The organism is Haloarcula sp. CBA1115, assembly GCF_000827835.1.
Classification (GTDB): domain Archaea; phylum Halobacteriota; class Halobacteria; order Halobacteriales; family Haloarculaceae; genus Haloarcula; species Haloarcula hispanica.
Map to the genome: position 1 here is coordinate 476,036 of NZ_CP010529.1, position 25,568 is coordinate 501,603.

32 protein-coding genes are annotated in these 25,568 nt (G+C 64.5%); 12 read left to right on the forward strand and 20 right to left on the reverse strand.

The annotated features are described in order from the left end of the window. Positions 1 to 6 precede the first annotated feature (6 nt). The 4 genes from SG26_RS02170 to SG26_RS02185 form a co-directional block, all read right to left on the reverse strand. Positions 7 to 237: a hypothetical protein gene (locus SG26_RS02170; protein WP_044951905.1), complete on the reverse strand. Its 231-nt coding sequence runs from the start codon at positions 235 to 237 to the stop codon at positions 7 to 9. A 409-nt stretch (positions 238 to 646) separates the two neighbouring features. Further along, positions 647 to 1,525, reverse strand: a complete 879-nt coding sequence (locus SG26_RS02175) for a mechanosensitive ion channel family protein (protein ID WP_044951907.1) — start codon at positions 1,523 to 1,525, stop codon at positions 647 to 649. Then, a complete protein-coding gene (locus tag SG26_RS02180; RefSeq protein WP_008313216.1) occupies positions 1,525 to 1,773 on the reverse strand; it encodes a YhbY family RNA-binding protein in 249 nt (82 codons plus the stop codon). Before SG26_RS02180 ends, SG26_RS02175 begins: the two co-directional genes overlap by 1 nt. Positions 1,774 to 1,825: 52 nt before the next feature. After that, a complete protein-coding gene (locus SG26_RS02185; RefSeq protein ID WP_005538431.1) occupies positions 1,826 to 2,113 on the reverse strand; it encodes a ribonuclease P protein component 4 in 288 nt (95 codons plus the stop codon). 509 nt (positions 2,114 to 2,622) lie between these two features. On the opposite strand from SG26_RS02185, the gene SG26_RS02190 reads away from it, so the two are divergent. Next, positions 2,623 to 3,672 (forward strand): glycosyltransferase family 4 protein, encoded by a 1,050-nt coding sequence (locus SG26_RS02190; protein WP_050036725.1) that lies wholly within the window; start codon positions 2,623 to 2,625, stop codon positions 3,670 to 3,672. A gap of 39 nt (positions 3,673 to 3,711) precedes the next feature. On the opposite strand, the gene SG26_RS02195 is transcribed toward SG26_RS02190, so the two are convergent. Further along, on the reverse strand, positions 3,712 to 5,034 hold the full coding sequence (locus tag SG26_RS02195) for an MFS transporter (protein WP_050036726.1): 1,323 nt from the start codon (positions 5,032 to 5,034) through the stop codon (positions 3,712 to 3,714). Positions 5,035 to 5,154: 120 nt separating this feature from the next. Here SG26_RS02195 and SG26_RS02200 point away from each other — a divergent pair, with 120 nt between their 5' ends. Next, positions 5,155 to 6,258 carry a glycosyltransferase gene (locus SG26_RS02200; protein WP_050036727.1) on the forward strand — a complete coding sequence of 368 codons (1,104 nt, stop codon included), beginning with the start codon at positions 5,155 to 5,157 and terminating at the stop codon, positions 6,256 to 6,258. Positions 6,259 to 6,290: 32 nt separating this feature from the next. Here the strand turns inward: SG26_RS02200 and SG26_RS02205 are convergent, their stop codons facing one another. From SG26_RS02205 to gatC, 4 genes are read right to left on the reverse strand one after another with little or no spacing between them, the layout of a single operon-like run. After that, the gene (locus SG26_RS02205; RefSeq protein WP_044951910.1) at positions 6,291 to 6,476 is read right to left on the reverse strand and encodes a hypothetical protein; all 186 of its coding nucleotides are present in this window, start codon (positions 6,474 to 6,476) and stop codon (positions 6,291 to 6,293) included. Positions 6,477 to 6,517: 41 nt separating this feature from the next. After that, positions 6,518 to 7,663 (reverse strand): M48 family metallopeptidase, encoded by a 1,146-nt coding sequence (locus SG26_RS02210; protein ID WP_050036728.1) that lies wholly within the window; start codon positions 7,661 to 7,663, stop codon positions 6,518 to 6,520. A gap of 54 nt (positions 7,664 to 7,717) precedes the next feature. Beyond that, the gene (gatA, locus tag SG26_RS02215; RefSeq protein ID WP_050036729.1) at positions 7,718 to 8,995 is read right to left on the reverse strand and encodes an Asp-tRNA(Asn)/Glu-tRNA(Gln) amidotransferase subunit GatA; all 1,278 of its coding nucleotides are present in this window, start codon (positions 8,993 to 8,995) and stop codon (positions 7,718 to 7,720) included. Further along, positions 8,996 to 9,274: an Asp-tRNA(Asn)/Glu-tRNA(Gln) amidotransferase subunit GatC gene (gene gatC, locus SG26_RS02220; protein WP_008313198.1), complete on the reverse strand. Its 279-nt coding sequence runs from the start codon at positions 9,272 to 9,274 to the stop codon at positions 8,996 to 8,998. A gap of 224 nt (positions 9,275 to 9,498) precedes the next feature. Between gatC and SG26_RS02225 the strand changes: the two genes are divergently transcribed. Together SG26_RS02225 and SG26_RS02230 are read left to right on the forward strand one after the other, a co-directional pair. Then, positions 9,499 to 10,473, forward strand: coding sequence for a transcription initiation factor IIB family protein (locus SG26_RS02225; RefSeq protein ID WP_008313196.1), 975 nt, complete (start codon positions 9,499 to 9,501; stop codon positions 10,471 to 10,473). A 43-nt stretch (positions 10,474 to 10,516) separates the two neighbouring features. Then, positions 10,517 to 10,990 carry an NUDIX hydrolase gene (locus SG26_RS02230; RefSeq protein ID WP_050036730.1) on the forward strand — a complete coding sequence of 158 codons (474 nt, stop codon included), beginning with the start codon at positions 10,517 to 10,519 and terminating at the stop codon, positions 10,988 to 10,990. Between the two features lies 1 nt (position 10,991). Here the strand turns inward: SG26_RS02230 and SG26_RS02235 are convergent, their stop codons facing one another. From SG26_RS02235 to SG26_RS02260, 6 genes are all read right to left on the reverse strand, one after another. After that, complete coding sequence (locus SG26_RS02235; protein WP_050036731.1) at positions 10,992 to 11,198, reverse strand: DUF2061 domain-containing protein; 207 nt, start codon at positions 11,196 to 11,198, stop codon at positions 10,992 to 10,994. Between the two features lie 148 nt (positions 11,199 to 11,346). Further along, a complete protein-coding gene (locus SG26_RS02240; protein WP_050036732.1) occupies positions 11,347 to 12,441 on the reverse strand; it encodes an asparagine synthase C-terminal domain-containing protein in 1,095 nt (364 codons plus the stop codon). Continuing rightward, the gene (locus tag SG26_RS02245) at positions 12,441 to 13,127 is read right to left on the reverse strand and encodes a PHP domain-containing protein (protein WP_014040722.1); all 687 of its coding nucleotides are present in this window, start codon (positions 13,125 to 13,127) and stop codon (positions 12,441 to 12,443) included. The genes SG26_RS02240 and SG26_RS02245 overlap by 1 nt, the downstream gene beginning before the upstream one ends. Positions 13,128 to 13,375: 248 nt before the next feature. Then, a complete protein-coding gene (locus SG26_RS02250; RefSeq protein ID WP_014040723.1) occupies positions 13,376 to 14,611 on the reverse strand; it encodes a TIGR04347 family pseudo-SAM/SPASM protein in 1,236 nt (411 codons plus the stop codon). Beyond that, a complete protein-coding gene (locus tag SG26_RS02255) occupies positions 14,608 to 14,922 on the reverse strand; it encodes an Htur_1727 family rSAM-partnered candidate RiPP (protein ID WP_014040724.1) in 315 nt (104 codons plus the stop codon). The genes SG26_RS02250 and SG26_RS02255 overlap by 4 nt, the downstream gene beginning before the upstream one ends. Positions 14,923 to 15,270: 348 nt before the next feature. Next, positions 15,271 to 16,422, reverse strand: a complete 1,152-nt coding sequence (locus SG26_RS02260) for a multicopper oxidase domain-containing protein (protein ID WP_014040725.1) — start codon at positions 16,420 to 16,422, stop codon at positions 15,271 to 15,273. A 211-nt stretch (positions 16,423 to 16,633) separates the two neighbouring features. On the opposite strand from SG26_RS02260, the gene SG26_RS02265 reads away from it, so the two are divergent. The 3 genes from SG26_RS02265 (at position 16,634) to SG26_RS02275 (ending at position 17,767) form a co-directional block, all read left to right on the forward strand. Next, positions 16,634 to 17,011 (forward strand): helix-turn-helix domain-containing protein, encoded by a 378-nt coding sequence (locus SG26_RS02265; protein WP_004591803.1) that lies wholly within the window; start codon positions 16,634 to 16,636, stop codon positions 17,009 to 17,011. A gap of 2 nt (positions 17,012 to 17,013) precedes the next feature. Further along, positions 17,014 to 17,313, forward strand: coding sequence for a hypothetical protein (locus SG26_RS02270; protein ID WP_014040726.1), 300 nt, complete (start codon positions 17,014 to 17,016; stop codon positions 17,311 to 17,313). A 157-nt stretch (positions 17,314 to 17,470) separates the two neighbouring features. After that, positions 17,471 to 17,767, forward strand: a complete 297-nt coding sequence (locus SG26_RS02275) for a hypothetical protein (protein ID WP_050036733.1) — start codon at positions 17,471 to 17,473, stop codon at positions 17,765 to 17,767. A gap of 1 nt (position 17,768) precedes the next feature. Here the strand turns inward: SG26_RS02275 and SG26_RS02280 are convergent, their stop codons facing one another. Next, on the reverse strand, positions 17,769 to 19,082 hold the full coding sequence (locus SG26_RS02280) for a hypothetical protein (RefSeq protein ID WP_050036734.1): 1,314 nt from the start codon (positions 19,080 to 19,082) through the stop codon (positions 17,769 to 17,771). A gap of 89 nt (positions 19,083 to 19,171) precedes the next feature. Here SG26_RS02280 and SG26_RS02285 point away from each other — a divergent pair, with 89 nt between their 5' ends. Then, a complete protein-coding gene (locus tag SG26_RS02285) occupies positions 19,172 to 19,456 on the forward strand; it encodes a DUF2249 domain-containing protein (protein ID WP_014040729.1) in 285 nt (94 codons plus the stop codon). Continuing rightward, entirely contained in the window at positions 19,453 to 19,725 is a 273-nt protein-coding gene (locus SG26_RS02290) for a glutamyl-tRNA reductase (protein ID WP_014040730.1), read from the forward strand. Before SG26_RS02285 ends, SG26_RS02290 begins: the two co-directional genes overlap by 4 nt. 2 nt (positions 19,726 to 19,727) lie before the next feature. Here the strand turns inward: SG26_RS02290 and SG26_RS02295 are convergent, their stop codons facing one another. Both SG26_RS02295 and SG26_RS02300 read right to left on the reverse strand, forming a co-directional pair. Continuing rightward, positions 19,728 to 20,042: a cupin domain-containing protein gene (locus tag SG26_RS02295; protein ID WP_014040731.1), complete on the reverse strand. Its 315-nt coding sequence runs from the start codon at positions 20,040 to 20,042 to the stop codon at positions 19,728 to 19,730. After that, on the reverse strand, positions 20,039 to 20,272 hold the full coding sequence (locus tag SG26_RS02300) for a DUF2249 domain-containing protein (RefSeq protein WP_008313171.1): 234 nt from the start codon (positions 20,270 to 20,272) through the stop codon (positions 20,039 to 20,041). Before SG26_RS02300 ends, SG26_RS02295 begins: the two co-directional genes overlap by 4 nt. An 89-nt stretch (positions 20,273 to 20,361) precedes the next feature. Between SG26_RS02300 and SG26_RS02305 the strand changes: the two genes are divergently transcribed. Together SG26_RS02305 and SG26_RS02310 are read left to right on the forward strand one after the other, a co-directional pair. Then, a complete protein-coding gene (locus SG26_RS02305) occupies positions 20,362 to 20,898 on the forward strand; it encodes a hypothetical protein (protein ID WP_008313170.1) in 537 nt (178 codons plus the stop codon). A 193-nt stretch (positions 20,899 to 21,091) separates the two neighbouring features. Beyond that, positions 21,092 to 21,415 carry a hypothetical protein gene (locus tag SG26_RS02310; protein WP_008313168.1) on the forward strand — a complete coding sequence of 108 codons (324 nt, stop codon included), beginning with the start codon at positions 21,092 to 21,094 and terminating at the stop codon, positions 21,413 to 21,415. Positions 21,416 to 21,438: 23 nt separating this feature from the next. On the opposite strand, the gene SG26_RS02315 is transcribed toward SG26_RS02310, so the two are convergent. Next, complete coding sequence (locus tag SG26_RS02315) at positions 21,439 to 21,804, reverse strand: hypothetical protein (protein ID WP_008313166.1); 366 nt, start codon at positions 21,802 to 21,804, stop codon at positions 21,439 to 21,441. Between the two features lie 329 nt (positions 21,805 to 22,133). Between SG26_RS02315 and purL the strand changes: the two genes are divergently transcribed. After that, positions 22,134 to 24,350: a phosphoribosylformylglycinamidine synthase subunit PurL gene (gene purL, locus SG26_RS02320; RefSeq protein WP_050036735.1), complete on the forward strand. Its 2,217-nt coding sequence runs from the start codon at positions 22,134 to 22,136 to the stop codon at positions 24,348 to 24,350. Here purL and SG26_RS02325 read toward each other — a convergent pair whose 3' ends face one another. Further along, positions 24,351 to 25,565: a HAMP domain-containing sensor histidine kinase gene (locus tag SG26_RS02325; protein WP_050036736.1), complete on the reverse strand. Its 1,215-nt coding sequence runs from the start codon at positions 25,563 to 25,565 to the stop codon at positions 24,351 to 24,353. Between the last annotated feature and the right edge of the window lie 3 nt (positions 25,566 to 25,568).

Genomic DNA, 25,568 nt, shown 5'->3' on the forward strand with positions numbered 1-25,568 from the left:
TCGTGTCTATGCTGATTCCTCGTCAACGCGCTTACGTCCGCTATCGTTTATTTTGTCGGCGATTTCCTGTACGTCGCTCTCGGTGAGATTACTCTCACTGGTGAGTTCGTCCATCACTTCGAGCGCCTCGATTTTTTCTTCGATGGCCTGTCGCGTGATCTCGCTCCAGTTGATCTCCGGGTGGCTCTCCATTCGCTCCTTGAGGTCGTTGTCCACATTGACGGTGATACTAGGCATACAGAAACCTATGGATTCACAGATTACTGTATTTTTCGGTGTATCTAAGAGCGCTCGAAGTCGGTTGCCTCACGCCTATCAAGGGGATTCGCTCGCCCCACGAACGAGCGCCCTCAGCGCCCGTGATTTCTGTGCGAACGACAGTGAGCGGTGAGGAGCGTCGGCTGCGGGATTTGAACCACGCGAGACGAGCGAGAGCGAGTCTCGCAGTCGGGTGAAAATCCCGCAGCGCCCATCGCAGATCTTCTCCACCCAAACCGTCCGACAGCGGCGGCTTAGTTCTGCCAGTGAACGGAATGGACTTACTGTCCCGAGGTGACGGAGGCCGCGACCGAAGCACGAGTATGGCGATACCGACACGGTAGCCAGATACCCCGGCATTTACAGCCAAAATACGCTACTGTGCGGTTCAGTCGTCGGCCGGCTCCACGACGCCGTCGAGTCCGGTCATCTCCAGCCCGCCACCGATGGTCCGGTTCGGGTACGGCATATTGATGTCCTCGGCATCGAAGCGTTGCTTGACTGCCTTGACGTATTCGGCGCGCGTCTTGACGAAGTCGGACCGACTCGGGTTCTTGATCCAGATACGGGACTGCAGTCCGACGGAGGAGTCACCGAGTTCAACGAGGCGAACCGATGGCTCGGGGTCGTCCATAATCTCCGGGTGTGCCCTAGCCTCGTCGAGAATGATTTCAGTCGCCTCGTCGATGTCGTCGTCGTAGTCGATACCGAACACGAACTTCAGTCGGAGTTGCTCCTTGGCGACGGGGTTCTTGATGACGCCGTCGGTCAGATTCGAGTTCGGCACGGTCAGCAGCTCGTTGTCGAAGGTCCGGACGCGGGTAACACGGAGACTAATGTCCTCGACGACGCCGGAGTTGCCGTCCCACTCGATCCAGTCGCCGATCCGGAACGGCTTGTCGGTGTAGATGAACACGCCGGCGACGAAGTTCTGGATGACGTCCTGCATCGCGAAGCCGATGGCAAGCGTCGCCGCGGCGGCGATGGTTGCCAGCGACTGCAGGAAGTTCCCGTACTCGGCCATCCCGAAGGCGACGGAGATGGCGACGAACACGACACCGATGCTGACGACCTTCTTCAGCGGCCGCCGTGCGTGGGTATCGAGGTCCCGTGACTTGAGCGAGCGGTCGACGATGGGGAGCACTATCGCCTTCCCCAATGCGTAGACGAGGACGAAGGCGACGACGAAGACCACTGCCGAGGCGATGGACCCGGCCGCCGGTACGCCGAAGCCATTGAGTAGGTCGGTGAGCGGTTGGACCTGCATCATTTCTCGAACACCGCGGTGTGGCCCCGCACTTGAATCACCTCAGCGTTGACCATCTCGGCCAGGTCGTCAGCGAGTTCCTCGGCCGTCGTGCCGCCCCGGGACGACCGGAGGAACTTGACCTTCACGAGGTCCGTGTTTTCCAGTTGGTCGTCGAGTTCGTCCGCTACGGATTCGATGCCGTGTTTGCCGACGCGGAGCGTCGCGTCGAGGTCGTGTATCCGCGACTGTCGAGAAGAGTCACTCATGTACACCGTTTAGCGAAGACAGCCCCTTAAAACCAGCAGTCGTAAAGAATCCTCAGTCGTACGGATAGCGGGACTGTGACCCACAGTCACACGTAATGACGACGTGGCCGGACTGGGTCCGGGATCGGGCGTTGTGTCCGTGCAGCAGGTACGTGTCGCAGGCGTCACACGTCGACCGCTCGAACGACCGCGGCAGGCGCAGCCGGTGGCGTTCGGCGACCCGGCGAGCCCGGCGGACGTACGACCGGGCGCGCTCCTCGTTGCCGGCCTGGACGGCCTCGCGAGCGAGCGACTGGAGGCGCTCGATCCGCTCGCGGGCGATGGTCGCCTCGTCCGTCATTGGCGGTACTGGGTCGGCGGCGGGAAAATGCCTTCCGAACGAGCTAGCAATGGTCGCCGTACGATTTGGTAGCTTTGTGAACAGCCGGAAAGCCCCGAGACGCTGGGCTACTGCGACTCTCACGGCTCGCTTCGCTCGCCGTTCGAGTGGTCGCGGCGCGGAGCGCCGCGCACTCGCTGCGCGCTTCTTCGCTCCCTACCGTCGCTCATGCAGTGCTTGCTTCGTCTCGAACGCCCAGCGTCTCGCCCCTTTCAGTCCCACCTGTGACTGTTCGACCAGCCGACACGGGTGGGACTGAAAGGGGCCGCGCTATCGACGAACCCCGGTGAAGCAAGCACTGGACTGAGTGAACGGAGTGAGCGAGGGAAGCGCACAGCGAGCCGCGGGAGTCGATAGCGCGGGGGCTTTCTGGCTGTTCTGAACGTTTGTTTGGTAAGTAAACGCTTCTAATCACACCCTCCACAAGTGAAGTCGATAGGATTTTCGGCCCCGACAGAGTTGCCCGAGACGTGCGCGTCCTGAACTATCTCGAACTGGCCGACCGCCTCGACCGGTCGGGCATCGGCACCGCCGTGGACCACCAGCGGGCGGCGCTGTCCGAGACCGACATCGAGGTGGAGACGACGCCCTGGCAGGAGGGCCATCCGGCGTGGGCACTGGGTGGCAATATCGCCTTCAACGACCCGGTGTTCCGCGAGTTCGACATCGCCCACTGCAACATGATCGGACCCGGCTCCGTCGCCGTGGCACAGCACGCGGCGCAGGCGGACATCCCGCTCGTCCTGCACGCTCACGTCACCCGCGAGGACTTCCGGGACAGTTTCCGCGGGTCGAACCTGGTCGCGCCGGCGCTGGGTCGCTATTTGAAGTGGTTCTACTCCCAGGCTGACCTCGTGCTCTGCCCCTCCGAATACACGAAGAACATACTCGAATCCTATCCCGTCGACGCGCCCATACAGCCGATGTCGAACGGCGTCGACATCGACGCGCTGGCGGGCTACGAGGACCTGCGCGAGGACTACCGGCGGCGCTACGACCTCGACGGGATGGTCGTCTTCGCCGTCGGCAACGTCTTCGAGCGCAAGGGGCTGACGACGTTCTGTGAACTCGCCCAAGAGACGAAGCACGACTTCGCGTGGTTCGGCCCCTACGACGCCGGGCCACAGGCCTCCAGGACCGTCTCGCGGTGGGTGAACGACCCGCCCGAGAACGTGACCTTCACCGGATGGATCGAGGACATCCGCGGGGCGTTCGGGGCCGGCGACGTGTACCTGTTCCCGACGAAGGCCGAGAACCAGGGCATCGCCGTGCTAGAGGCGATGGCCTGCGGGAAGGCGGTCGTCCTCTCGGACATTCCGGTGTTCCGGGAGTACTACGAGGACGGCCACGACTGCCTCATCTGTGCGGACGAAGCGGAGTTCCGCGAGGCGCTGGAGCGTCTCGCCGAGAATCCCGACCTGCGGGAGCGACTGGGCGAGAACGCCAAAGAGACGGCCAGAGAGCACAGCCTGGAACGGGTCGGCCGGCGGCTGGTCGAGACGTACGAAGAACTGGCCTGAGCGGATCGAGGCAGATGGCTCGAGCGGTCGAAGCGATTGTTATGCCGATAGCGGTTCGCTGTTGACAGACACCGACGGCGAGCGCCGCCAGACGACCGCGACCAGCACCGCGCCGACCAGCACCAGCGCGCCAGCGACGGCGAACGCGAGCAGGAAGTCGTAGCCGCCGAGCCAGCCGCCCAGTAGCGACCCGACGCCGCTCGCCAGCCCGGAGACGGCGGTGTAGATGCCGAGCGCCTCGCCGCGGATGGCCGACGGCGCGAGCTGGGTGACGACGCTGGCCGCGGTGACGGCGATGACGGCCCAGGCGACGCCGATGAGGACGAACACGACGCCGTTGATGATCGTGCCCGCGAGCGTCGCAGATAGCAGGAGCCCCACGACGGCGACAGCCGGATGAAGCGCGGCGCGGGCCAGCAGGCCCCCGACCTGGAGCCCGCTCGGGCTGTAGCGTTCGGCGAGTGCGCCAGCGCGGTCGTACCACAGCGCCGAGCCGACGCTGGAGACGAGATACAGCGCGAAGACGAGTCCCGACTCGTAGCCGAGCGTCCGCGAGAGATACAGCGGTAACGGCCCCCAGAACACGCCGAAGCCGAGGAAAAAAGCGACGACGGCACCGAAGTAGATGGTCAGCGACGGGGAGAACCGGGCCGCGACTTCGCGGGGACGCATCGACCGCGTGAGCCAGTACAGTCGCCCCGGACCGACCGGGAACGTCGCACTTCGGACCGGGAGCCGGCGCGACCGGGCGATGGCCCGCGCCATCCGACTGGCCCGCGGCCGGTCGAGTTCGTCGGGGTCGGACGGCAGCCACTTCGCCCCGAAGAACACCGACAGGCCAACGGCGGCCGCACACAGCCACAGCAGCGACTGCTGTGCGGGGATCTCTCCGAGTGGTCCGGAGAGCAGCGCCGTCCACACGAGACCGAGGACTAACCCGCCGGCCCAGCCCCAGCCCTGGTAGCGGTTCAGGACGGCGAACCGGGCCGGCCAGTCCCGCTCGACGGTTCCGGTGGTGACAAGCAGCGTCAGCACCGGCGCGGCAGCGCCGGCCGCGAACCACAGCAGGCCGTTGCCGACGATGACCAGCCACGGCTGTTCGGTGAGCGAGACGAGCAACAACGCGGAAGTCGCCAGCCCCAGTGCGAGGAGGACGAGCGACCGGCGCTTCCCCGTTTTGTCAGCGACGCGTCCGAAGATGAGTGCCCCCGGCGCACCCGCGGCGGCGGCCACCCCGGCGAGGACGCCCAGCATGAACGTCTCGCCGCCGATGGCGACGAAATACAGTGGAACGAGCAACGAGCCCGCGCCAAACGCGACCGATGCGATTGCCCAGGCGTACAGCCAGCCGTCCCGATCCATTACCTCAACTGTGCCACGGTCCCCCAAAAGAACTCTGGCACCCGCCAGATAGTGACAACTGTCTGACTGATGGCGTGCCAATGGCAACGGTTTAAGGCCTGGTCCTGCTACGCCGCGGCGATGACACTGCCGCACGTCGCGACGTTCACCGACACGTACCTGCCGACCGTCAATGGGGTGACCTACACGGTCCAGACGTGGCGGGACCGCTGGCGCGACCGCGGCGGTCGCATGGGCGTGGTCTACCCGAAAAGCAATCACGACCCATCAGAGAACGAGTATCCGGTCCGGAGCCTTCCGTTCCCCTTCTACGAGGGGTTTCGCCTGGGGATGCCACAGATACCGAAGGGTGTCCGGGACGCCGAACTGGTCCACGCCCACACTCCGTTCAGCCTCGGGATGGCGGGCCAGCGACTCGCCGGCAAACTCGATGTCCCCTTCGTCGCGTCGTATCACACGCCGACGAGCGAGTACGCCGAGTACGTCTCTTTCAACGGCGCTGTCGAGTCGGCGGTCCGCTCCAGCGCCGAGAGCTACGAACGCTGGTTCCTGGGCCGTGCCGACACCGTGATCGCGCCAAGCGAGCGCGCGGCGACTCACCTCCGGGAGGCTATCGGCCTCGATACGACAGTGACCGTCGTTCCGAACGGCGTCGACACGACCGTGTTCGAACCGGTCGACACGGCCGACTTCCGGGACCGCTACGACCTCCCCGATAGCCCTATCGTCGGCTACACCGGCCGTCACGGCTACGAGAAGTGCCTTGAGGACATCATCACCGCCTGCGAGGGGCTGGACGTGACTGTCGTGTTCGCCGGTGACGGCCCGGCCCGTGAATCGCTCGAAGCGACGGCCGAGCACAGCGACGTCGACGTGCGGTTTCTCGGATTTCTTGACCGTGCAGAACTGCCCGAACTGTACTCGACACTCGACGTGTTCGCGTTCCCCAGCCCCGTGGAGACGCAGGGTCTGGTCGCGCTGGAGGCCAACTGCTGTGGGACGCCCGTCGCCGGTGTCGACGCTGGCGCACTCAGCGACACTATCGAGGACGGCGAAACCGGCTACTCCTACGACGAAGGCGACATCGACGGCTTCCGTCGGGCTATCGAACGCGTCCTCAACGAACGCGAACACCTTCGGGAGCGCTGTCTCGCCCGGCGGGACGTGATCAGCGTCGAGCACGCTATCGACAAACTAGCCGACGTGTACGACAGCGTGCTGTAGCTGTCGCCGGCACAGCGTCTGCGTCGCGTAACTCAGGCCCGCGAGTGCGACCAGCCGATACCGAAAGCGAGCCCGTTGAGTGTGCCAAGCAGTATTCCAAGATAGAAATCCCCCAGTGACACGGCCAGTATCAGGCCGGCCCCGACTCCCAGCGCCAGCCCTTTTAGGACCGTTGGCCAGTGGAGCCAGCTGAGTCGCCCCTCGGCGTCGTCGCTCATACGCTCTCTCGGGTCGCCGGCGAGTAAACTGTACCCCTTCGTCACGACTGCCCGCGCCGGTCGAGGGCGGACTGGTGGTCCTCCAGAGCAGCGATGCGGTCAGCGACATCTGGATGCGACCCGGGCAGCAGCCGCTCGGAGACGCTCCGCCAGCGGTGAGCGAGCCGTTCGGCCCGCCCCTCCGGCGGAGTTTGCTCGTCGGACGCAATGGCGTGTGGGATCACACAGAGTTCTCGAACCCCGGTCTCGGCGGTTCGGATGTCTGTGGTCGGACGCTGGTCGTCTGTCAGCGTCTCCAGCGCGCTGGCGAGTGCTGCCGGGGAGCCACAGATGGCGACACCGCCCGCGTCCGCGGCGTACTCCCGAATCCGTGAGAGGAGCCGGTAGCAGGCTGTGCTGGCGAGATACAGCGTCGCCGTGACCGGTATCGCGATGACAGCGAAGAGCAGCATCACGAGGTGAATGTTCCCGCCAGCGACCCACGTCCCGTCCTCGTCGTCGCCGCCGAGGAACCAGTGGAAGAACATCGAGTACTGCAGCGTCTTTCCGAGCGTGCGAGTAAACAGCGCGCTGACGGTCGGGAGGAACGCGGCCGCAGTCATGACGAACGCGTCGCCGTTCTTGAGGTGGGCCAGTTCGTGAGCGATGACGGCGTCGAGTTCTGCGTCGTCGAGTTGGTCGACGAGCGCCGTGGTCACGACCAGCGTCTGTTCGCCGGGCCGGCTGGCGACGTAGCTGTTGGGCGTCTCCGAGTCGATGACTGTCACGTCCGGTGTCGCCATATCCGCCGTCTGTGCCAGCCGAGCCACCCGCTCTCGGAGGTGGTCGGCGGTTTCGCTACGCCGTATCTTCGCCCGCATCGCGTCGACGGATTCAGGATCGGACGCCCTAGATTCGGTCGCAGTTGTTCCGGAATCCCGGAGCGTCATCCGGTAGCCGTAGATGGACTGGACGGCGAGCACGAGCGGCGTCCCGACGAGGACGACGGGCCACAGCGGCACGATATCGAACCCCATCGTCCAGAACAGCGTCCCGGTATCGTAGCCGACCAGCGGCAGGAGACCGAACGCGACGTGGCCCAGCACGTACGTGACGGCGACAGCCACGGCGTCAAAGGCGACGAGCACCACTACGAGCGCGAGGAGGCGTGCGCGGAGGGACCACGTAGTGGACTGGCGGGGAGCCATAATTGTTCGTTCGTTATGACGAACAAAAAGCGTACGGGAGGGTCCGGCCCTGCCTCAGGCCAGCGCGCTGCCGGCCCGAATTATTTCGCGTTCACCAAACGCCGGGCCGACCAGTTGCAGCCCCACAGGTAGCCCGTCGTCGGTTTCGCCGGCGGGGACGGAGACGGCCGGGAGGTTCGCGAGGTTCACCGGGGTCGTGTTGGCGTCGGCCAGATACATCGTGAGCGGGTCGTCCAAACTCTCGCCGCGTTTCATCGGCGGCACGGGCATCGTGGGTGAGGCGAGCACGTCGGCGTCCTCAAGCGCCTCATCGAAGTCCTGTTTGACCCACGCGCGGGCGTCCTGCGCCTTCTTGTAGTACTTGTCGTGGTAGCCCGCCGAGAGGGCGTAGGTTCCGAGGAGAATCCGACGCTTGACCTCCTCGCCGAAGCCTTCCTCACGGGCGTTCGCGAACGACTCGTTCCAGTTGCCGTCGTAGCCGCCGGACTGCCCGTACCGGACGCCGTCGAACCGCGCGAGGTTCGAGGAGGCCTCGGACATCGCGATGACGTAGTACGCCTCGACAGCGTGTTCGACGGAGGGGAGGTCGACCTCGTGGTAGCTCGCACCCTGTGCTTCGAGGTCGTCCATCGCCGCCCAGAACGTCTCGACGACATCCTCGTCGGCCCCGTCGAGCAGTTCCGTCGGAACGCCGATAGAGAGTCCGTCGACGTCGCCGTCGGCGGCCGCCGCGTAGGAGCCGTCGCTCTCGGGCGCTTCCTGCGTCGTCGCGTCGTGTTCGTCCGGCCCGGCGATGACATCCAGCAGTTCCGCGGCGTCCTCGACCGTGGGTGCGATGGGGCCGATCTGTTCGAGACTGTTGGCGTAGGCGACGAGGCCGTATCGGGAAACCAGCCCGTAGGTCGGCTTGATACCGACGACGCCACAGAAGGCGGCCGGACAGCGGATAGAGCCGCCAGTGTCGCTGCCGAGTGCGAGGTCAGCGTCGCCAGCGGCGACGACAGCGGCCGAGCCACCGGAGGAACCGCCCGGCACCCGGCCCTCGGCGACGGGGTTCTCAACGGGCCCGAACGCCGACGTCTCGGTGGTCGTCCCCATCCCGAACTCGTCCATGTTCGTCTTGCCGGGGATGGTCGCGCCGGCGTCTTTCAGGCGCTCGACGACCGTTGCGTCGTACGGCGGGACGTAGTCTTCGAGCATCGCCGAACCGCAGGTCGTCCGGACGCCCTCGGTGGAGATGTTGTCCTTGACCGCGACGGTCTTGTCCGCCAGCGGGCCGTCGTCCGCGCCCTCGATGGTCTCGTCGGTGATGTAGCCGTTGTACGCCGTCATCTACGACACCTTCGGCCCTTTGAACTGCCCTTCTTCGGTATCACTGGCGTTCCGGAGCGCGTCCTCCTGCGAGAGGCTCTCGCGTGTCTCGTCGGGGCGCATCACGTTCGAGAGGTCAGCCTCCCGTTCTGTCTCTGGGACGTCGTCGAGCGCTTCGAACGCGTCGAGGATGTCGCCAAACTGCTCGGTGAACCGCTCGATCTCGTCGTCTGCGAGGTCGACACGGGCGAGGTCGGCGACGTGCCGGACCTCCTCGGGATCGACGGCGGGGTCGCTCATGTCGGGCCGGAGTGCTGGATGCGCGGTAAGCGTTTCGAAACACCGGGCAGATATATAGCATAGTTAATAATTGTGGAAGCGAATACACAAGAATTGCCAACTCTTGTTTCCCCTTCGGAAAATTGGACTTCTGAAACGGACAAAAGTTTTAAGTCGCCGTAGATACAACAGTAGGCTACAACACGTTTTTCGGGTACGATACCCGGTTGTCCCACCCCCAACAAATGACCGATACCAGCATCCGCCGATACTCGAACGAGCGCGAGACGGAGACAGAGCAGACGGACGAAGAGGAGTCGGAGACGCTCGTCTGTCCGGAGTGTAACGGGTCGTTACTGTCCGACAGCGAGCGCGGTGAAACGGTGTGTGAGGACTGTGGGCTGGTCGTCGAGGAGGACGAGATCGACCCCGGTCCCGAGTGGCGCGCGTTCGATTCGAAGGAGAAAGACGAGAAATCCCGTGTCGGTGCGCCGACGACGAACATGATGCACGACAAGGGCCTCTCGACCAACATCGGCTGGCAGGACAAGGACGCGTACGGCAATTCCCTGTCCTCGCGCCAGCGCGAGAAGATGCAGCGACTGCGCACCTGGAACGAGCGGTTCCGTACCCGCGACTCCAAGGAGCGCAACCTCAAACAGGCCCTCGGCGAAATCGACCGCATGGCGAGTGCCCTCGGACTGCCCGAGAACGTCCGCGAGACGGCCAGCGTCATCTACCGTCGCGCACTGGACGAGGACCTGCTGCCCGGCCGCTCCATCGAAGGCGTCTCGACGGCGTCGCTGTACGCCGCCGCGCGACAGGCCGGGACGCCGCGGTCGCTCGATGAGATTGCCGGCGTTTCCCGCGTCGAGAAAGACGAAATCGCCCGGACCTATCGTTACGTGGTCCGCGAACTCAGCCTCGAAATCCAGCCGGCAGACCCCGAGAGCTACGTCCCGCGGTTCGCGTCGGACCTCGACCTCTCCGAGGAGGTCGAACGGCGCGCCCGCCAGCTGCTCCAGAACGCCAAGCAAGAGGGCGTCCACTCCGGGAAGTCGCCGGTCGGCCTCGCCGCCGCTGCGGTGTACGCCGCCTCGCTGCTCACCAACGAGAAGGTAACTCAGAGCGAGGTCAGCGAAGTGGCCAATATCTCCGAGGTCACCATCCGCAACCGCTACCACGAACTGCTGGAAGCTGAGGACAACATCCACCCGTAACCGGTATCGTAACCTAAACCACCGACTGTGCCGTGCCGTCGGTATGGAAACTACTCGGCATTTTGTCGCAACCGTCTACGTCGTTAGCGAGGGTTGTGTCGCGCTCCACGAACACAGTAAGCTCGACATGTGGCTGCCCGCCGGCGGCCACATCGACCGCGACGAACTCCCCCACGAGGCCGCGCTCCGCGAGACGCGCGAGGAACTGGGCCTCGACGTGGCCCTCATTGCCCCACAGCAGGACATCGAAAGCGAAACGGTCCAGTCGATGCCCCAGCCACAGCACTTCTTGCTTGAGGATATCAACGTCAACGCCGAAGGCGAGGTCGGCCACCAACACATCGACTTCATCTTCTACGGCCGGGCGGATACCCGCGATATCGCGCCGGGGCCGGGCGAACAGCCGGCCGAGGACTGGGAATGGTTCTCTGCTAATGACCTACAGAATCGGAGCGATGAACTCCCGGCAGACGTCCTCGAGGTCGGCCAGCAGGCAATCGGTGCTGTCGGCGAGTGACTTACGCCTCACTGACTCCCCAGTCGATGTTCGCCCAGAGTCGTTCCCACACGTAGTACAGGACTGTCTTAGCAGCCGCCGCTGAAAGCCCGATTTTCGCAGACGACCCGAGTTCACCGGTAAACAGGAAGGCGATGCCGAACACGACGCTGGTCGCGAATAGTCGGTAGCTCACGGCTTTGACGACTGACCGCCGGTGTTGTGTCATTACGGCCCACCCCACTGTACTGCCAGGGATTCGCTGGGGCGGCGTTCACATCGAACACCTATCATTCGAGAACAACTATCGACGCCGCACACTAAAACCTAATTACATATTATTATTCACGGGGCTGACTGCAAGGACACCGCCCGTGTCATTCCACGAGCGACTCGACGTACTGCGTGACGTGGTCGTCCATCCGGCGCTTGTAGCCGGCCTGTCGGGCCAGACGGTCCAGTTCCCGGGCGGCGAGTGAGCCGTACTGTGCGGCCTTCTTGTCCCGGTTTGCGATCTCGTCGGGGAGTGATCCGCGCGCTGCCGCCCGGAGCGCGACCTTCCGCGTCTCGCCGTCCACGAGCAGCTCGCCGTCCAGTCGGAGCGCGGCCTCGACAACGCGGTCGTGTAACAGCGGTGTCACCGGCTCGACGCCGGCGGCCCGCAGTGCGAGCACGTCCCGCTCCAACTGGTCGGGGAGCGAGCCGATGACCTCCCGCTGTGCCCCGCGGACGGTGTCGGCTTCTACGCGGGGGTCCTCGGGGGCCTTTGCGACTTTTGCGTAGCCACCGAACAGCTCGTCGGCTCCCTGGCCGAGCGCCAGCCGGTCGAAGCCGTCGGCGGCGACCCGTTCCGCGGCGAGATACAGCGGGAGCGCAATTTGGACCGCCATGGCGTTGGTTCGACCGGTGGCGTGTGCGATTTCGGGGACCGCCCGCTCGATAGCCTCGTGAGTCAGTTCGACCACACGGACCTCGGTCCTCAGCAGGTCGGCGGCCGACCGAGCGGCCTCAACGTCGTGACTGTCCGGGAAGCCCGCGACGTACAGCGGCGCGTCGAGACGAGCCGCGAGCAGCGCCGAGTCCACACCGCCTGAGAACGCGATAGCGAGAGAATCAGTGTCGACGGCGTCGATGCTCGTCTCGACAGCCTCGCGAACCCGATTGATGGCTGTCTCGCGGTCGCTGAACGGGTCGGGCGTCGGGAGCGACCACCGCTGCCGGGTCCCGTTGTCGTCCCGAATATGACCGGCGGGGAACAACCGCGGATCGGCCAGCGCGGTCGGGTCGCGGCTCCACTGCCCGGGGTCGAGAGGCTCCCCGTCAGAAACAGTCCGCTCCACGAACAGCGGGTATCGCCCGAGAACGTCCCGGAGGAGCGTTCCGTCCAGTTCGCCCGCGAACCCGCCGCTTCCCGGCAGCGCGTCGCCGCTGTCGAGGGCGTCGGCGACGGTATCTGGGTCAGCTCCCTGCATCACTGCAGTAGTTCCGCAATGCCGTTCTTGACGCGTCGCTTCGCCCCGCCGGCGGCCTGCCGGAAGCTAATCCGCCACGGCGTCCGCTTGCCCTCGACAGTCGTCTCGCCCTGGCGGATGGCGTCGAGAATCGCGTCGGCCGTTCGTTCGTCCGTGCCGACGTTGGTGACTGCCTGCCCGACCATCTCCGCGATGTGGGCGTCACTGCCGGCGGTCATCGGCAACCCGTTGCGACGGGCGAACCGCTCGGCCTGCCGGTTCGACCGTCCGGTCAACAGCCGCGAGTTGTACACTTCGATAGCATCGGCGGTCGCAAGTTCGGCCTTCGAGATGTGTTCCAGCACGCCGTGGCGGGACTCCTGAAACGGGTGTGGGACGACTGCGAGTCCCCCCTGATCGCGAATGCGGTCGAGCGTCTCCTCGAACGGAAGGTGTGGCGGAATCGCCTCCTGAATCCCCAGAGCGAGGACGTGTCCGGCGGCACATGTGACCTCCATCCCGGGAATCCCGACGAGGCCGTACTCCGGGGCGAGTTCGGCCGCCCGGAGGCTGGCGTCGATTTCGTCGTGGTCAGTCACGGCCAGCGCGTCCAGTCCGACGGCGCTGGCTTGCTCTAAGAGGAGCTCGACCGGGTCCCGGCCGTCGTACGACAGCGACGAGTGCGCGTGTAGCTCAACCGACTGCACAGGTATCGATAACGGGGGGCAGGGCAAAAACGCCCCGGTCCGCCCCCGTTCTCACAGAGAACAAACCGGCCGCCGTGTCCAAGGCGGCCGAGTGCCCGAAGAACGCCCATCTGTCCCACGAGACTGAGCGTGTGCTTCCCGACGATACGACCGTCAATCGACGGTCGCATGTTGCAATTACTGGTGTGCAGGAATGAGTGAGCCCCCTCAGCTTGGTGGGGATTAAAATGGGGTTAGACGCTGCCGACTCAGTCGGCCGAGCTCCCGCTCGCCACCGAGCGCTCACCGGTGTCGAACGGCGGCGACCCGTGGATCTCCTCGTCTTCCAGGTAACACTGCGGGTCCGGGGCGAACAGGTCGTCTTCCACGGTGAGCGCCCGGAGCCGGGACCCGCCGCGACAGACCTCGGCGTAGCGGCAGTCGGCGCATTTCCCCGTGAGGTGCTCTTCGCGGTTGCGGAGTGCCGTCAGAAGCGGGTTCGACTCGTCCTCCCAGATAGCGCCGAACGAGCGGTCGCGGACGTTCCCCAGCGAGTACCCCTGCCAGAACTGCGTGAGGTGGACGTTGCCCTGATAGTCCACGTCGGCGACGCGTTCGCCGGTCGGGTCCCCGCCGTTGACCCGCAGGTACTCGTACACCCGCTGGGCCTGTGCCTCGCTCATGTGCTCGCGGGCGTACTCGACGAGGTAGGCCGCGTCGGCGTAGTTACCGACCAGTAGCGTCTCGATCTCCTCGCCGCGGTCGTGGTACTCGCGAGTCATGTCACAGACTCGCTTCACCGCCTGCCGGCGGTCCTCGGGCGTGAGATCGGCGTCGACAATCTCGGTCCCGCGGCCGCCGTAGTCCAGGTGGTAGAAGCAGAAGCGGTCCACGCCCACGTCGGTCAGCAGGTCGACGACGCCCTCCAGGTCCGCGGCGTTGCGCTCGGTGATCGTGTACCGGAGTCCGGTCTTCAGGCCCGCGTCGAGGCAGTTCTCTATCCCCTGAACCGCGCCCTCGAACGCGCCGTCGACCCCGCGGAAGTCGTCGTTTCGCTCCGGCAGCCCGTCGACTGAGACGCCAGCGTATTTCAGCCCGGCGTCCTTGAGCGACCGGGCGCGCTCTTCGGTGATGAGCGTCCCGTTGGTCGAAAGCACCGGTCGGACGCCGACCTCGTTCGCGTAGGCGACCAGTTCTTCGAGGTCCTGCCGGACGAGCGGCTCGCCGCCGGAGAACAGCACCACCGGCGCGCCGTAGTCGGCCAGGTCATCGAGCAGCGCTTTCCCCTCCGCGGTCGAGAGCTCCCCGTCGGCGATTTCGGTGTCGGCGGCAGCATAGCAGTGATCACAGTAGAGGTTGCACTGCTTGGTGACGTTCCAGACGACGACGGGCCGGCGCTGCTTCTCGTCCCGGATCTGGCGTTTGGTCGACTCGTTGGCCGCGTCGTACCGGAGGCCGTCCCCCTCAGCGTCGAGGTCACAGAGCAGTTTCGAGACCGAAATCATCGGTTTTCACCCCGGAGCGTCTCCGACTCCATCTCGTCGACGCTCATAGTGGCGTCGTCCCCCGCGTTCCCCGTTCCGAGCGTCGCCTCGTCCGTCTGGTAGCGGTGCGTCTCGTCGGCAGGACACAACCACAGTGTGACGGCCGTCCGCGCGAACAGCGACGCTGCCTGCTCTCTGGCGATGTCGGCGGACGGCGCGCTGACACTGCCGACGTGGGTGAGCGGGTCCGCCGTGTCCTCGCGGACGAACACCTCCCACTCGCGACTCGTTGCGCCGCGCGGGGCGTCTACCTCGTGGTCGAACTCTTCCATACCCCTCTGTTAGACTCCCCAAGAAAAACGGGACTAGCGTGTTCTCAGCTACTGGGAACCACTCGGTCAACGGCGTTTCAGTTCGATTGGAATACAGCGTTTGCCGTCCAGACGCTGGGCGGGAGCTGTGCAAGCACAGAGTGAGACTGGAGGATAGCGGTCACAGTCGAGTTGCTCGTGGCTGCCGGAAGTGGTCGCAATAGCCGAACTCCGAATTTTGGTATAGCAGTATCTGATTTACTAACGGGTCGTGCCTGCGTGGCTTAAAAGGAAAGTCTGCTATTCGAATGTAGCCGAGATGTCCCGCGAAAAGACCAATCAACTCACGCAGCCTATCGAAACGCCGTCTTACGCTTCGTAGCCGGCGTAGTCCATCAGCTGTTTGAAGATGTCGGTGTCCATCGCCTCCTTGTAGACGACACCGGTGATCATCCCACCGGGGTAGGAGGTCCCGTTCATCGCGTGGCTGACCTTGTGACAGTGCGCGAGGTAGATGCCGGGGTCGGCGTCGGCCTCGAACTCGATAGTGTGCCGACCGGCGGGCGGGATGCTGGTGATGTCCTGGTCGTGGCGGGCGGCTTCCGGAATCTTCCCGCCGTCCTTGTGGGTCACCTGGAACCGGTGGTTGTGAATGTGCATCGGGTGGTCCATGTACCCGTTATTACACATGTGGATACGCACCGTGTCGCCCTGCTCGACGATGATCGGCGAGCCGTCCTCGGGATGCAGCGTCCGCGGCGCGGACTTGCCGTTGACCGTGAACGTATCGGGGCGACGGTTGCGAACATCGTAGCTGGCGTCCATGCCGGCCATCTGACGGTTGAGTCGGGAGTCCCACTCCTTCAGCGTCATGAAGTACTCCTTGTCGGCCGGTTCGTAGCCCTTCGGGTCGACGCGGAAGATGCCGTACATCCCCATGTCGATGTGGCGGTGAGTCTGGTAGTGGCAGTGATAGAGATGCGTGCCCGTCACGTTCGCGGGGATCGTGTAGGTGTGTTTCTCGCCGGGGTCGATGCGGATGCCCGTCGTCGTCGGGACGCCGTCGTCTTCCCACTGCTTCTGGACGGCGTGGAAGTGGACCGTGTGCGGGCGCATGCCGTCCGTGTTGTCGAAGGTGACCTCCATGTCCTCGCCTTCCGTCGTCCGGAGAATCGGTCCCGGAACGCTCGGTTCGCCGTCGTCGGCCTTGAACGCCCACACCTTTGGCAGTTCGACCGGGCCGCCCATCGACTCGCCGGGATGGGCCTCGTGCTTGGCCGGGACAGAGGAGAGCGTCACTTCGCCACCCTGTTCGTCGACGTTGACGATCTCAGGCGGCGACGTGGTCGGGAGGTCGCTGTCGGATTGTGCTGGAGTTGTGCTGGTGTCAACTGACTCTTCGGTCGGAACCTCACCCGGGGCGGTACAGCCCGCAAGCGCGACCGTGCCACCGAGGCCGGAGGCTTTCACGAAGTCACGACGGGAGATGCCCGATCCGGGTGCGCCAATCTGGTCTTCCATAAGCAACTGTGGATAAGACACCACAGTATAAACCCCCGAAGGGAGTTCTCAGACCGACAGAAGCGTTCTCAGTTGCTGGGAACGAACGAACGGTTACAGATAAGTCCCCCATATATTGCGTGCTGTGTGGCGCAAACGTCGGCTGTGTCGGGCGGTAAGCGCTCCCAAGTCGGTTACATTAAACGTCTTGGGCGGGCAGTGTCGAGCAAGGATGGTCCGGGACCCCTTCGCTGACGAGGAGACGCCGGAGTTACAGACGGTCCTCGACGCACTCGACGACGAGGACTGTCGCGCCATTGTCAGCGTACTGGAGGAACCGTTGACGGCGAGCGAGATATCCGACCGGAGCGGCGTACCGCTATCGACGACCTACCGAAAGCTCGAACTACTGACGGAGTCCTCGTTGCTGTACGAGGGCGTCGAAGTCCGGTCGGACGGCCAACACGCGAGCCGGTACGCGATCGACTTCGAGGAGGTCGTCATCAGTCTCGACGAGGAACTGTCGCTCACCGTCGACATCTCACACCGCGCTCGGACGCCGGACCAACGGCTCGAAAACCTCTGGTCCGAGGTGCGAAAGGAGACATAACCATGGTACACATTCCAAGTTCACAGGTCGGCATCGTCGTCTCGAAGACACTGATCCTCATTCTTGGCGGACTGATTACGTACTACTCGTATCAGGCGTACAGCCGGACGAAAAGCCCCCAGCACAAGTGGCTCACCTACGGGTTCGGTGTGGTGACCCTTGGCGCATTTATTGGTGGCGTTCTCGATATCGTTGTCGGCAGGTATCTCGGTCAGCAACTGCTCTCCGTGAGCGTCTTCACGTCGAGTTCACTGACGGCCATCGGCCTGGGTATCATCCTGTACTCGCTGTACGTTCGGTAGTGACCACGCGACGTACCCGCGCAGCAATCTCGTCGCCTCTCGCTTCTCGATTTCGGCCGGAGCGGGCAACTGGTCCGTATCGTGTCGTGACACTGGTATTCTCACCGACTGGAAACGCTACGGACGGTATATTTATCAGGACGTGTCAATCAGAGCCATGCTTGGAGCGAACGCAGTGTTGTTAATCGGGATGAAGACAGTCACGCTGTTCTGCGGTGTGATACTGACGACGTTGACATACCGCGCATACCGCCGCACTCGGGCACCGGCGATGCGAGCGCTCTGTCTCGGTATCGGGTTCGTCACACTGGGTGCAATACTCGGCGGCAGCCTCCACCAGTTCGTCGGCATGCCGGTCGCACAGAGCGTCACTGTCGAAGAACTGTTCACCGCTTCTGGGTTCTTTATTCTGACCTACTCGGTGTATACTGACCAGCCGACCACGACGAACTGAGTTACGAGTCCTCGGCGGGCGTGCGTCCACGACCGGTCAGGAGTGTTGGTAGCGATTGCGGGCTGTGTTCGACGAGGACGGCGACGAGGTTCCCCGCGAACAGGACAGTCCCGAAAAACGCGAGCGCCCCGGCGACTAACGCCGTGCCGTCCGGTGTCTCGAGCCACTGATTGCTCACGAGGAGGCCGTACGCAACTGTCAGCGCCACACCATCTATTGCCGCGATTCGGTGGTCGTACAGGTCATCGACCATCGGCACGTCCTCGAAGCCGAGGCGGTCGCTGTACCGGTGGACCCAGACGATAAACGGGACGACGTGATACAGCGTCCCGAGGACGACGAAGCCGACGCCGCCGACGAGCAGCACCGTCGACGGCTGACCGAGCAGCCCGGCGTACGCCAGCGGGTCGTTCCACCACGCGACCACCGTCAGTCCGGCCCAGAGAAACAGCGACAGCGCTGCGACGCTGTATCGGGTCAACATCGGGGACCACTCGACACGCGCCCCGACGAGCTGTCGCGCCAAGAGCACCGCCACCACGCCAAGGCCAGCAGCGACGAGAACTGCGCCGAACCGGGCCAGAACGGGTGACCCAACTAGGCGACCGCCGGCGAGCGCAAGAACGCCGAACGGATAGACGGCCGTCTCCGCCCGCTGGACCGCTGCATCGACCCTGCCTGTGTCGGCCTGCGTGAACATCGGGGCGAGCTGTGCCAGTGCACCCGCGACAGTCGTCAGGACAGCACCGAACACGGCGAGTGTCCCGTGGGCCAGCAAGAGCCCCTGCCGGCCGATTCCCAAAATCGGGAGGACGCCGGCAGCGTGATCCAGCGCCAACACTATCCCGGCGGCCGTCACGAGGGCGAAAAACACCAGTGCCCAGCCGAAATGAATCGCCGTGACGTCGGGCTCCGCAGCGAGTAGCGTCCGTCCGATGTTGTAACAGAGCGTCCAGACGCCGATCAGCGCGAACGCGCCGGCGACCGGTAGCAGGGCAGGGGTTGCTGTCAGGAAGCCAGCCGCCAGACCCGCGAACCCGACCGCCGCGAGTGGTAACTGCGCTGCAGCGAGGCGGCGCGAGTGGAGTTCGATGCCACACCAGACCGGGACGAACTGCGTCAGTGCGCCCATGATGGTGAGACAGACCCACCCCGCGAGCAGGAGGTGGACCTGTGCGAGGTGGCCGGCCCGACCCTCGACGACGCCGACGGTGACACCGGCGACCAGAAACGCCAGCGCGACGACGAAATGACGCAGCGGGACCGTCATCGGCGGGGCGGCGTCTGCGTCCACGTCGGCAGGTATTCCGCTCATTGCTGTGTAGTACGACCTTGTCCCTGCTGGCACTGAGGCCGAATATGTTCGGGGAAAGGGTCGGCCCGTTCACAACCGAACGCGAACACATGACGTCGAACCACCAGCCAACAGAGCAGATCGCGGCCCTGATTTCGGAAACCGGTGCGCCCGGTGACGCGCCGACGGAACGCCTCGATGTGCAGTCGCTGGGGCCGCCAAAGCCGCTCAAGCAGACACTAGAGCGGCTTGCGGACCTTGACGACGACATCGTCCTCGTCCAGTTCAACGACCGCGCCCCACAGCACCTCTACCCGAAACTCGAGGACAGAGGATACGAGTACGAAAGTGTTGAGACCGACGACGCGACAGTGACAGTCATCTGGCACAGATGAATCAGAACACGGAGCCGCCTGTCGACGTCGAAGAAGCGATCGCTCGTATCGACAGCCGTGGTGCGAAGATTCAGCGGGAGCAACTCGAACGGACGCTGTCACAGCTACAGCAGGACGGTGAACTGACGGCTGACCAGCAGCTTGCGGTCGAAAAACTGAGCGAACGGCTCGTCGACCGATTGCTCGCCGTCCCCCGGGCAACTCTACAGGACGCGGCGAGGAGTGCGGACGACGAGCGGATCGAAACCGCGATTTCCCTGTTCGAGTGAGCCTACTCCGACGACGCCAAAACGAGCAGTGCCTCGCTGTCCGCCGTTGCGGCGGGGGAGATGTCCTGGTCACCGTCGAACCGGACGACGTCGCCGGGAGAGAGCGACACCGTCTCGTCGCCGAGCGTCAGGTCCACGGCGCCCGAACGGAGGAGGAACACGATGTCCCGACCGGGATGCTTGTGGGCCGGAATCGACTCGCCCGCATCGAGTGTCAACCGGATGGTCTTTGGCTCCCCGTCGAACAACCTCGTCCGGCCGTCCCCGTCGCCGTCGAGCGTTGCTCGCTCCGTTTCTGTGACGGTAGATTCGCTCATTGTTTCGGAAGGTCGGCGACGAACTTCTGTGGGCCGTCCTGCTCGCACCGATAATTCGCCGCGTCGAACGCCTCGACCTCGGCTTGCATCTCGTAGAACAGCGGCTTTGGCTCGTGATCGTTGATAATCCGAAGCGTCTCCCCTGAGGACAGCGCCTCGAAGGAGTCGTGTATCTTCGAGTGTCGCTCCGGCGGCGGCGTCTCGCGCAGGTCGAGTGTGGTTGCTGGCATCACCTGAGCGTTCGCCGGGCGTCGGTGAGGGGGTTCCCCCGAACACGTTCGGGAGTAGGTCCTGATGGATGCCGCCCGTTCGATTCAGTATGAGCCTTCTCTCCGGCCTCCGTGGCGGCTCAGACGTCGGGTTCGATAGCTACGGGACGTTCGTTCCCGAACACAACCCTGACCCCGGCCCGTTCCTGTCTGAGACAGCAGTACTGACCGGCACCGACCACGCCGCGTTCCACCGACTCACGATGGACCTGTTCGACGAGCGCGGCGTGTACGACATGACTTTCGGGTACAACCTCGCACGGCTGAACCTCGACCATCGGCACCCGGACGCGGGCTTCCGCTACGGCCGTGAGACGGACGACAGGAGCGTGTTGCGAGCCGAGTTCACGCCGACGACCGAGTTCTGCCCCCAGAGCGACACGCTGACTGTCGGCGCGTTTCGCGCCTGGAACGGGCTGTCGGACCGCCACGAGTACGACCTTGTCCGCGTCCGCGTGAGCCCTGGCCACCACCAGAGTACGAGTATCAACGACAAACTCCAGCAACTCGAAACGCGGTACCGGAAAACCGGTGAACTCCGGACGGACGATGCGGACGAATCGTCCGACGAGAGCGTGCCGTTCTGACGGCTGAGTACATGGAAAACGTTATACGGTTTGCTGGGCGACATATCGTAAGCTGAGCCGACTGGGTGGGATATCGGTGGCTTGGTGGGATAGTGGAGGGTCCCTCCACGACAGAAAGCAACAACCTATCAAAAAACGATGGTATCGGAGTACTTACAGTGCGGCGTCGCGGCCCGCCGGAGGCGGAGCCGAGATGGATAGCGATATCTTTCGGGATGCGGACGGAACCTACAACAAGCGGCTTCTGGGACTGGTCCTTCTCGTTTTACTCGCCGTCGTCGGTGCTGGCGTTGGGACCCTCGGTCTCACCGACAACAGCGACGCGACTTCTGAGCCCGCCACCGAGATGACGCCAAGCCCGACGGAGTCGACACCGGACGGAACTGACGCCACTTCGACCGAAAGCGGCGGCAGTGCCTCCCCACCGCCGAGCGCGCTCCTGTCCGAAACTCCGACAGAGACTCCGGCTAACAACCAGTCGGACGGGACCACCGCGGGCAACGCGACGGCTGAATAGTCCGGCAGTAAAACGGCGGTTCCTCAGGAAAACAGCAGATTGAGGTTGAACCCGGTCACGGCGAGCCCCATCACTGTCAGAAGCACCGGCGGACCGTAGTAGAGCAACGGGTCTTCTTCGAGCACGCCGCCCCAGATGCTCACGCCGAGACAGCAGTATATCACGAGGAGTTTGAGGCCGAGGAAGCCGCCGCCGCCGAACGACTGGATCGCCCACCGGATCGCGGGATTCGCCTCGGTGAACGTCGGCACGAAATAGACGATGGCGATGGTGGTAACCACGTCCCCGACGCCGTAGGTCGCCAGCGCCACCGCCCACACGCTGGAGAAGGACCGGCCGGAGAAAGAACTCCCTTCCAGCGTCAGCCAGTCACCGTCGGCAGCACCCATACTGCATTCGGGTATGGCTAGCGGCCATATATACTGCGAGGGCCAGTTATCTGATTTGAAAAGGAGAGAGATATGGGCTCTCCAGAGATTTTGAGGTAATTGTACGCGGGATAGCTATTCTAAAGACCAATATTGTCCCTCCTGAAAGTCCATAGCCGATGCCGGTGCCCACTCGTATTCAGCTGTGAGTCTCAGCTATGGACGGTGTGTCGGGTTGTTGAACAGGCGCTCGCCTCGACAGGTGCGAGTTGTGTGCTGCCGGACGTTCGCGTCCTGCCAGCGCGGGTGCATGGAAAGGGACTTATCTTGTGGGCGGCCACGAGGAGGTAATGAGCCTGTCCGACGCGGACCACGAACTCGTGGTCGAGGAGATCGGTCGGGAGCCGACACGGGCGGAGGCCGCTCTCTTCGAGAACCTCTGGAGCGAACACTGCGCGTATCGCTCCTCTCGCCCCCTGCTGTCGGCGTTCGACTCCGAAGGCGATCAGGTCGTCATCGGCCCCGGCGACGACGCAGCCGTCGTCTCCCTGCCGTCCCACGGCGACGGCGAGGAGATGTACATCACGATGGGCGTCGAGTCCCACAACCACCCGTCCTACGTCGACCCGTTCGACGGGGCAGCGACCGGCGTGGGCGGGATCGTCCGCGACACGCTGTCGATGGGGGCCTACCCCATCGCGCTGGCTGACTGTCTGTACTTCGGCGATTTCGACCGTGAGCACTCCCGCTATCTCTTCGAGGGCGTCGTCGAGGGCATCTCCCACTACGGGAACTGCATCGGCGTCCCGACAGTGGCCGGCAGCGTCGCCTTCCACGACGACTACGAGGGGAACCCGCTCGTGAACGTGTCCTGTATCGGCCTGCTGGAGCCCGAGCGGACCATCACCGCCGAGGCCCAGAAGCCGGGCAACAAGCTCGTTCTCGTCGGCAACGCGACGGGGCGAGACGGGCTCGGCGGGGCGTCCTTCGCCAGCGAGGACCTCGCGGAGGACGCTGAAACGGAGGACCGACCGGCCGTGCAGGTCGGCGACCCGTACTCGGAGAAGCTACTCGTCGAGTGCAACGAGGCGCTGCTGGACGAGGAACTCGTCGAGTCGGCCCGCGACCTTGGGGCCGCTGGCCTCGGCGGCGCGTCGTCCGAACTGGTCGCCAAGGGCGGCCTCGGTGCACGTATCGAACTCGACCGCGTCCACCAGCGTGAACCGAACATGAACGCCATGGAGATTCTCCTCGCAGAGAGCCAGGAGCGGATGGTGTACGAGGTCGCGCCGGAGAACGTCGACCGCGTGGCCGAACTCGCCGAGCGATACGACCTCGGCTGTTCGGTCATCGGCGAACTCACCGAGCCGGGCACGAACTACGTCTGTACGTTCGAGGGGAGCGAGACAGCTGTCTCGGACAAGTCGAGCGGGCAGCGCCCGCGAGACAGCGAGACGGTCGTCGACGTGGACGCGGAGTTCCTCGGTGAGGGCGCGCCGATGAACGACCTGCCCAGCGACGCGCCGCCGAGAGAGGAACGAGACCTGCCAACGGTCGCGCTGGAGGAAGCCTTCGAGGAGATCGTCAGCAGCCCGAACTGCGCCTCGAAGCGGTGGGTGTACCGCCAGTACGACCACGAGGTGCAGGTCCGCACGAGCGTCCTGCCCGGCGACGACGCCGCACTGCTCGCCATCCGTGAGGCCGGGACCGGACTGGCGTTCTCTGCCGGCGCGGACCCCAACTGGACCGACGCCGCGCCGTACGAAGGTGCACGCGCCGTCGCGCTGGAAAACGCCACGAACGTCGCCGCGAAGGGCGCGACACCCCATGCGGCTGTGGACTGTCTGAACGGCGGCAACCCCGAGAAGCCTGACGTGTACGGCGGCTTCAAAGGCATTGTCGACGGCCTGGCGGACATGTGCAGCGACCTTGACGTGCCGGTGGTCGGGGGGAACGTCTCCTTGTACAACGATTCCCAGGACGGACCGATTCCCCCCACACCGACGCTCGCGCTGGTCGGCGTCAAGGAGGGCTACGATGCCCCGCCGCTGTCGCTGTCCGGCGAGGGAACGCTCGTCGTCGTCGGTGACACCGCGCTGGAAGGCGAGGCCGACCCGCGACTCGGCGGCTCCGAGTACACCGCGCAGTTCGGCGGGACCGACCGCTTCCCCGCCCTCCCGGCGGACTCAACGGACGTTGTCGAGACGATTGTCGAGGTCGCCGACGCCGACCACGTACTGGCGAGCCACGACGTGAGCCACGGCGGCCTCGCGGTAACGCTGGCCGAGATGGTCCACGAGGACGCCGGTGCGTCGGTCGGAATCGGGACCACCGAGCACGGTACCCCGGCTCGACTCCTGTTCAACGAGCGGCCCGGCCGGGTCGTGTTCGAGACGACCGACCCGGCGGCGGTCCGGGAGGCCTTCGACGGCGTCGCCCCAGTGACGGAACTGGGCGAGGCGAACGACTCGAACGGACTCGATATTACGGTCAACGACGAGACGATGGCGTACAACGCTGCGGACATCGCCGACCTGCGGTCGGTCATCGAAGACGAACTGGCCTGATTACCAGCGGACATCGAACCGCGCACCGCCCCTCTCGCTCTCCGAGACTGCGACCGACCAGCCGTGCGCTTCGGCGATGCTCTGAACGATCGACAGGCCGAACCCTGTCCCGTCCGAGTTCGTCGAGTAGCCGTGTTCGAACACTAGCTCACGGTCGTCCGGTGAAATGCCGGGGCCGTCGTCGGCGATGGAGAACCCGTTCTCATGTGTCTCGGGCGCGGAAACGACGACGGTGCATTCCGCGCCCGCGTGCTCGATGGCGTTCCGGTAGAGATTCTCGAATAGCTGCTGGAGGCGCTCGGCGTCCGCCTCGATGGTCGCGTCGGTTTCGATGGTAAGCGTTGCGTCCCCGGTTTCGACCTGTTGCCACGCGTCGGCTGCGACGGCTTCGATGGAGACGCTCGTGGTCTCTCCGACGACCCGCCCCTGACGAGCGAGCGTCAGCGTGTCATCGAGGATCCGTGCCATCCGCTCGTGTGCCGCGGCGACCTCCTGTAACCCCTCCCGAACAGCCGCATCCTCGATGTCGCCGAGCAGGAGGTGGGTGCGGCCGGATGCGACGTTCAACGGGTTCCGAAGGTCGTGGCTGACGATACTGACAAACTCGTCAAGCCGCTCGTTCTGGTGTTTCAGCTGTTGTTCGCGGCGCTTCCGTTCAGTGATGTCGGTGTATATCCCGTACCCTTCCAGCTGGCTGCTGTCACGGGTGACGATGGTACTCCGGAACAGGTAGGTCCGTATCTCGCCTGATGCAGTCGTCCGCCTGACCTCTTGCTCCGACTGGCCGGTCTGTTCCCACCAGTCTGCCCTGATGACTTCGGAGTCGGCTCCGGGCGGCGCGAGGAGTGTCCGAAGCTCCGTTCCGACTGCATCCGTCTGGTCGTAGCCGAACGTGTCCGCGAACGCTTCGTTGATCGACTTGACGTACGGTTCTCGCTGCTCAAACTCGACGACGACAGCCGGGTTTGGGATGTTCCCCAGGAGCGCGTCAAACCGTTCCTGTGCCGCCAGCTGCACGCGGAGTTCACTCGCGACGAGTGCGACGTATCCCTCGTTGTTGTGCTGGATTATATCACAGATATCCTGTGCATCCGTGTCGTCTATCTCCGTGTCGCCACTGATACCCAGGTCAGCCATCGCGTCGTCGACGATAGCCGACGCCTTCTCGATGCCGACCGTTTCTGCGAACTTTGAGACGAGTCCTGTTCGATTCATCTG

Excerpts from the sequence above, each read along its gene's own strand:
- SG26_RS02170 (WP_044951905.1), bottom strand. The coding sequence starts at position 237 with ATGCCTAGTATCACCGTCAATGTGGACAACGACCTCAAGGAGCGAATG.
- SG26_RS02175 (WP_044951907.1), bottom strand. The coding sequence starts at position 1,525 with ATGCAGGTCCAACCGCTCACCGACCTACTCAATGGCTTCGGCGTACCG.
- SG26_RS02180 (WP_008313216.1), bottom strand. The coding sequence starts at position 1,773 with ATGAGTGACTCTTCTCGACAGTCGCGGATACACGACCTCGACGCGACG.
- SG26_RS02185 (WP_005538431.1), bottom strand. The coding sequence starts at position 2,113 with ATGACGGACGAGGCGACCATCGCCCGCGAGCGGATCGAGCGCCTCCAG.
- SG26_RS02195 (WP_050036726.1), bottom strand. The coding sequence starts at position 5,034 with ATGGATCGGGACGGCTGGCTGTACGCCTGGGCAATCGCATCGGTCGCG.
- SG26_RS02200 (WP_050036727.1), top strand. The coding sequence starts at position 5,155 with ATGACACTGCCGCACGTCGCGACGTTCACCGACACGTACCTGCCGACC.
- SG26_RS02205 (WP_044951910.1), bottom strand. The coding sequence starts at position 6,476 with ATGAGCGACGACGCCGAGGGGCGACTCAGCTGGCTCCACTGGCCAACG.
- SG26_RS02210 (WP_050036728.1), bottom strand. The coding sequence starts at position 7,663 with ATGGCTCCCCGCCAGTCCACTACGTGGTCCCTCCGCGCACGCCTCCTC.
- gatA (WP_050036729.1), bottom strand. The coding sequence starts at position 8,995 with ATGACGGCGTACAACGGCTACATCACCGACGAGACCATCGAGGGCGCG.
- gatC (WP_008313198.1), bottom strand. The coding sequence starts at position 9,274 with ATGAGCGACCCCGCCGTCGATCCCGAGGAGGTCCGGCACGTCGCCGAC.
- SG26_RS02225 (WP_008313196.1), top strand. The coding sequence starts at position 9,499 with ATGACCGATACCAGCATCCGCCGATACTCGAACGAGCGCGAGACGGAG.
- SG26_RS02230 (WP_050036730.1), top strand. The coding sequence starts at position 10,517 with ATGGAAACTACTCGGCATTTTGTCGCAACCGTCTACGTCGTTAGCGAG.
- SG26_RS02235 (WP_050036731.1), bottom strand. The coding sequence starts at position 11,198 with ATGACACAACACCGGCGGTCAGTCGTCAAAGCCGTGAGCTACCGACTA.
- SG26_RS02240 (WP_050036732.1), bottom strand. The coding sequence starts at position 12,441 with ATGCAGGGAGCTGACCCAGATACCGTCGCCGACGCCCTCGACAGCGGC.
- SG26_RS02250 (WP_014040723.1), bottom strand. The coding sequence starts at position 14,611 with ATGATTTCGGTCTCGAAACTGCTCTGTGACCTCGACGCTGAGGGGGAC.
- SG26_RS02255 (WP_014040724.1), bottom strand. The coding sequence starts at position 14,922 with ATGGAAGAGTTCGACCACGAGGTAGACGCCCCGCGCGGCGCAACGAGT.
- SG26_RS02260 (WP_014040725.1), bottom strand. The coding sequence starts at position 16,422 with ATGGAAGACCAGATTGGCGCACCCGGATCGGGCATCTCCCGTCGTGAC.
- SG26_RS02265 (WP_004591803.1), top strand. The coding sequence starts at position 16,634 with ATGGTCCGGGACCCCTTCGCTGACGAGGAGACGCCGGAGTTACAGACG.
- SG26_RS02270 (WP_014040726.1), top strand. The coding sequence starts at position 17,014 with ATGGTACACATTCCAAGTTCACAGGTCGGCATCGTCGTCTCGAAGACA.
- SG26_RS02275 (WP_050036733.1), top strand. The coding sequence starts at position 17,471 with ATGCTTGGAGCGAACGCAGTGTTGTTAATCGGGATGAAGACAGTCACG.
- SG26_RS02280 (WP_050036734.1), bottom strand. The coding sequence starts at position 19,082 with ATGAGCGGAATACCTGCCGACGTGGACGCAGACGCCGCCCCGCCGATG.
- SG26_RS02285 (WP_014040729.1), top strand. The coding sequence starts at position 19,172 with ATGACGTCGAACCACCAGCCAACAGAGCAGATCGCGGCCCTGATTTCG.
- SG26_RS02290 (WP_014040730.1), top strand. The coding sequence starts at position 19,453 with ATGAATCAGAACACGGAGCCGCCTGTCGACGTCGAAGAAGCGATCGCT.
- SG26_RS02295 (WP_014040731.1), bottom strand. The coding sequence starts at position 20,042 with ATGAGCGAATCTACCGTCACAGAAACGGAGCGAGCAACGCTCGACGGC.
- SG26_RS02300 (WP_008313171.1), bottom strand. The coding sequence starts at position 20,272 with ATGCCAGCAACCACACTCGACCTGCGCGAGACGCCGCCGCCGGAGCGA.
- SG26_RS02305 (WP_008313170.1), top strand. The coding sequence starts at position 20,362 with ATGAGCCTTCTCTCCGGCCTCCGTGGCGGCTCAGACGTCGGGTTCGAT.
- SG26_RS02310 (WP_008313168.1), top strand. The coding sequence starts at position 21,092 with ATGGATAGCGATATCTTTCGGGATGCGGACGGAACCTACAACAAGCGG.
- SG26_RS02315 (WP_008313166.1), bottom strand. The coding sequence starts at position 21,804 with ATGGGTGCTGCCGACGGTGACTGGCTGACGCTGGAAGGGAGTTCTTTC.
- purL (WP_050036735.1), top strand. The coding sequence starts at position 22,134 with ATGAGCCTGTCCGACGCGGACCACGAACTCGTGGTCGAGGAGATCGGT.
- SG26_RS02325 (WP_050036736.1), bottom strand. The coding sequence starts at position 25,565 with ATGAATCGAACAGGACTCGTCTCAAAGTTCGCAGAAACGGTCGGCATC.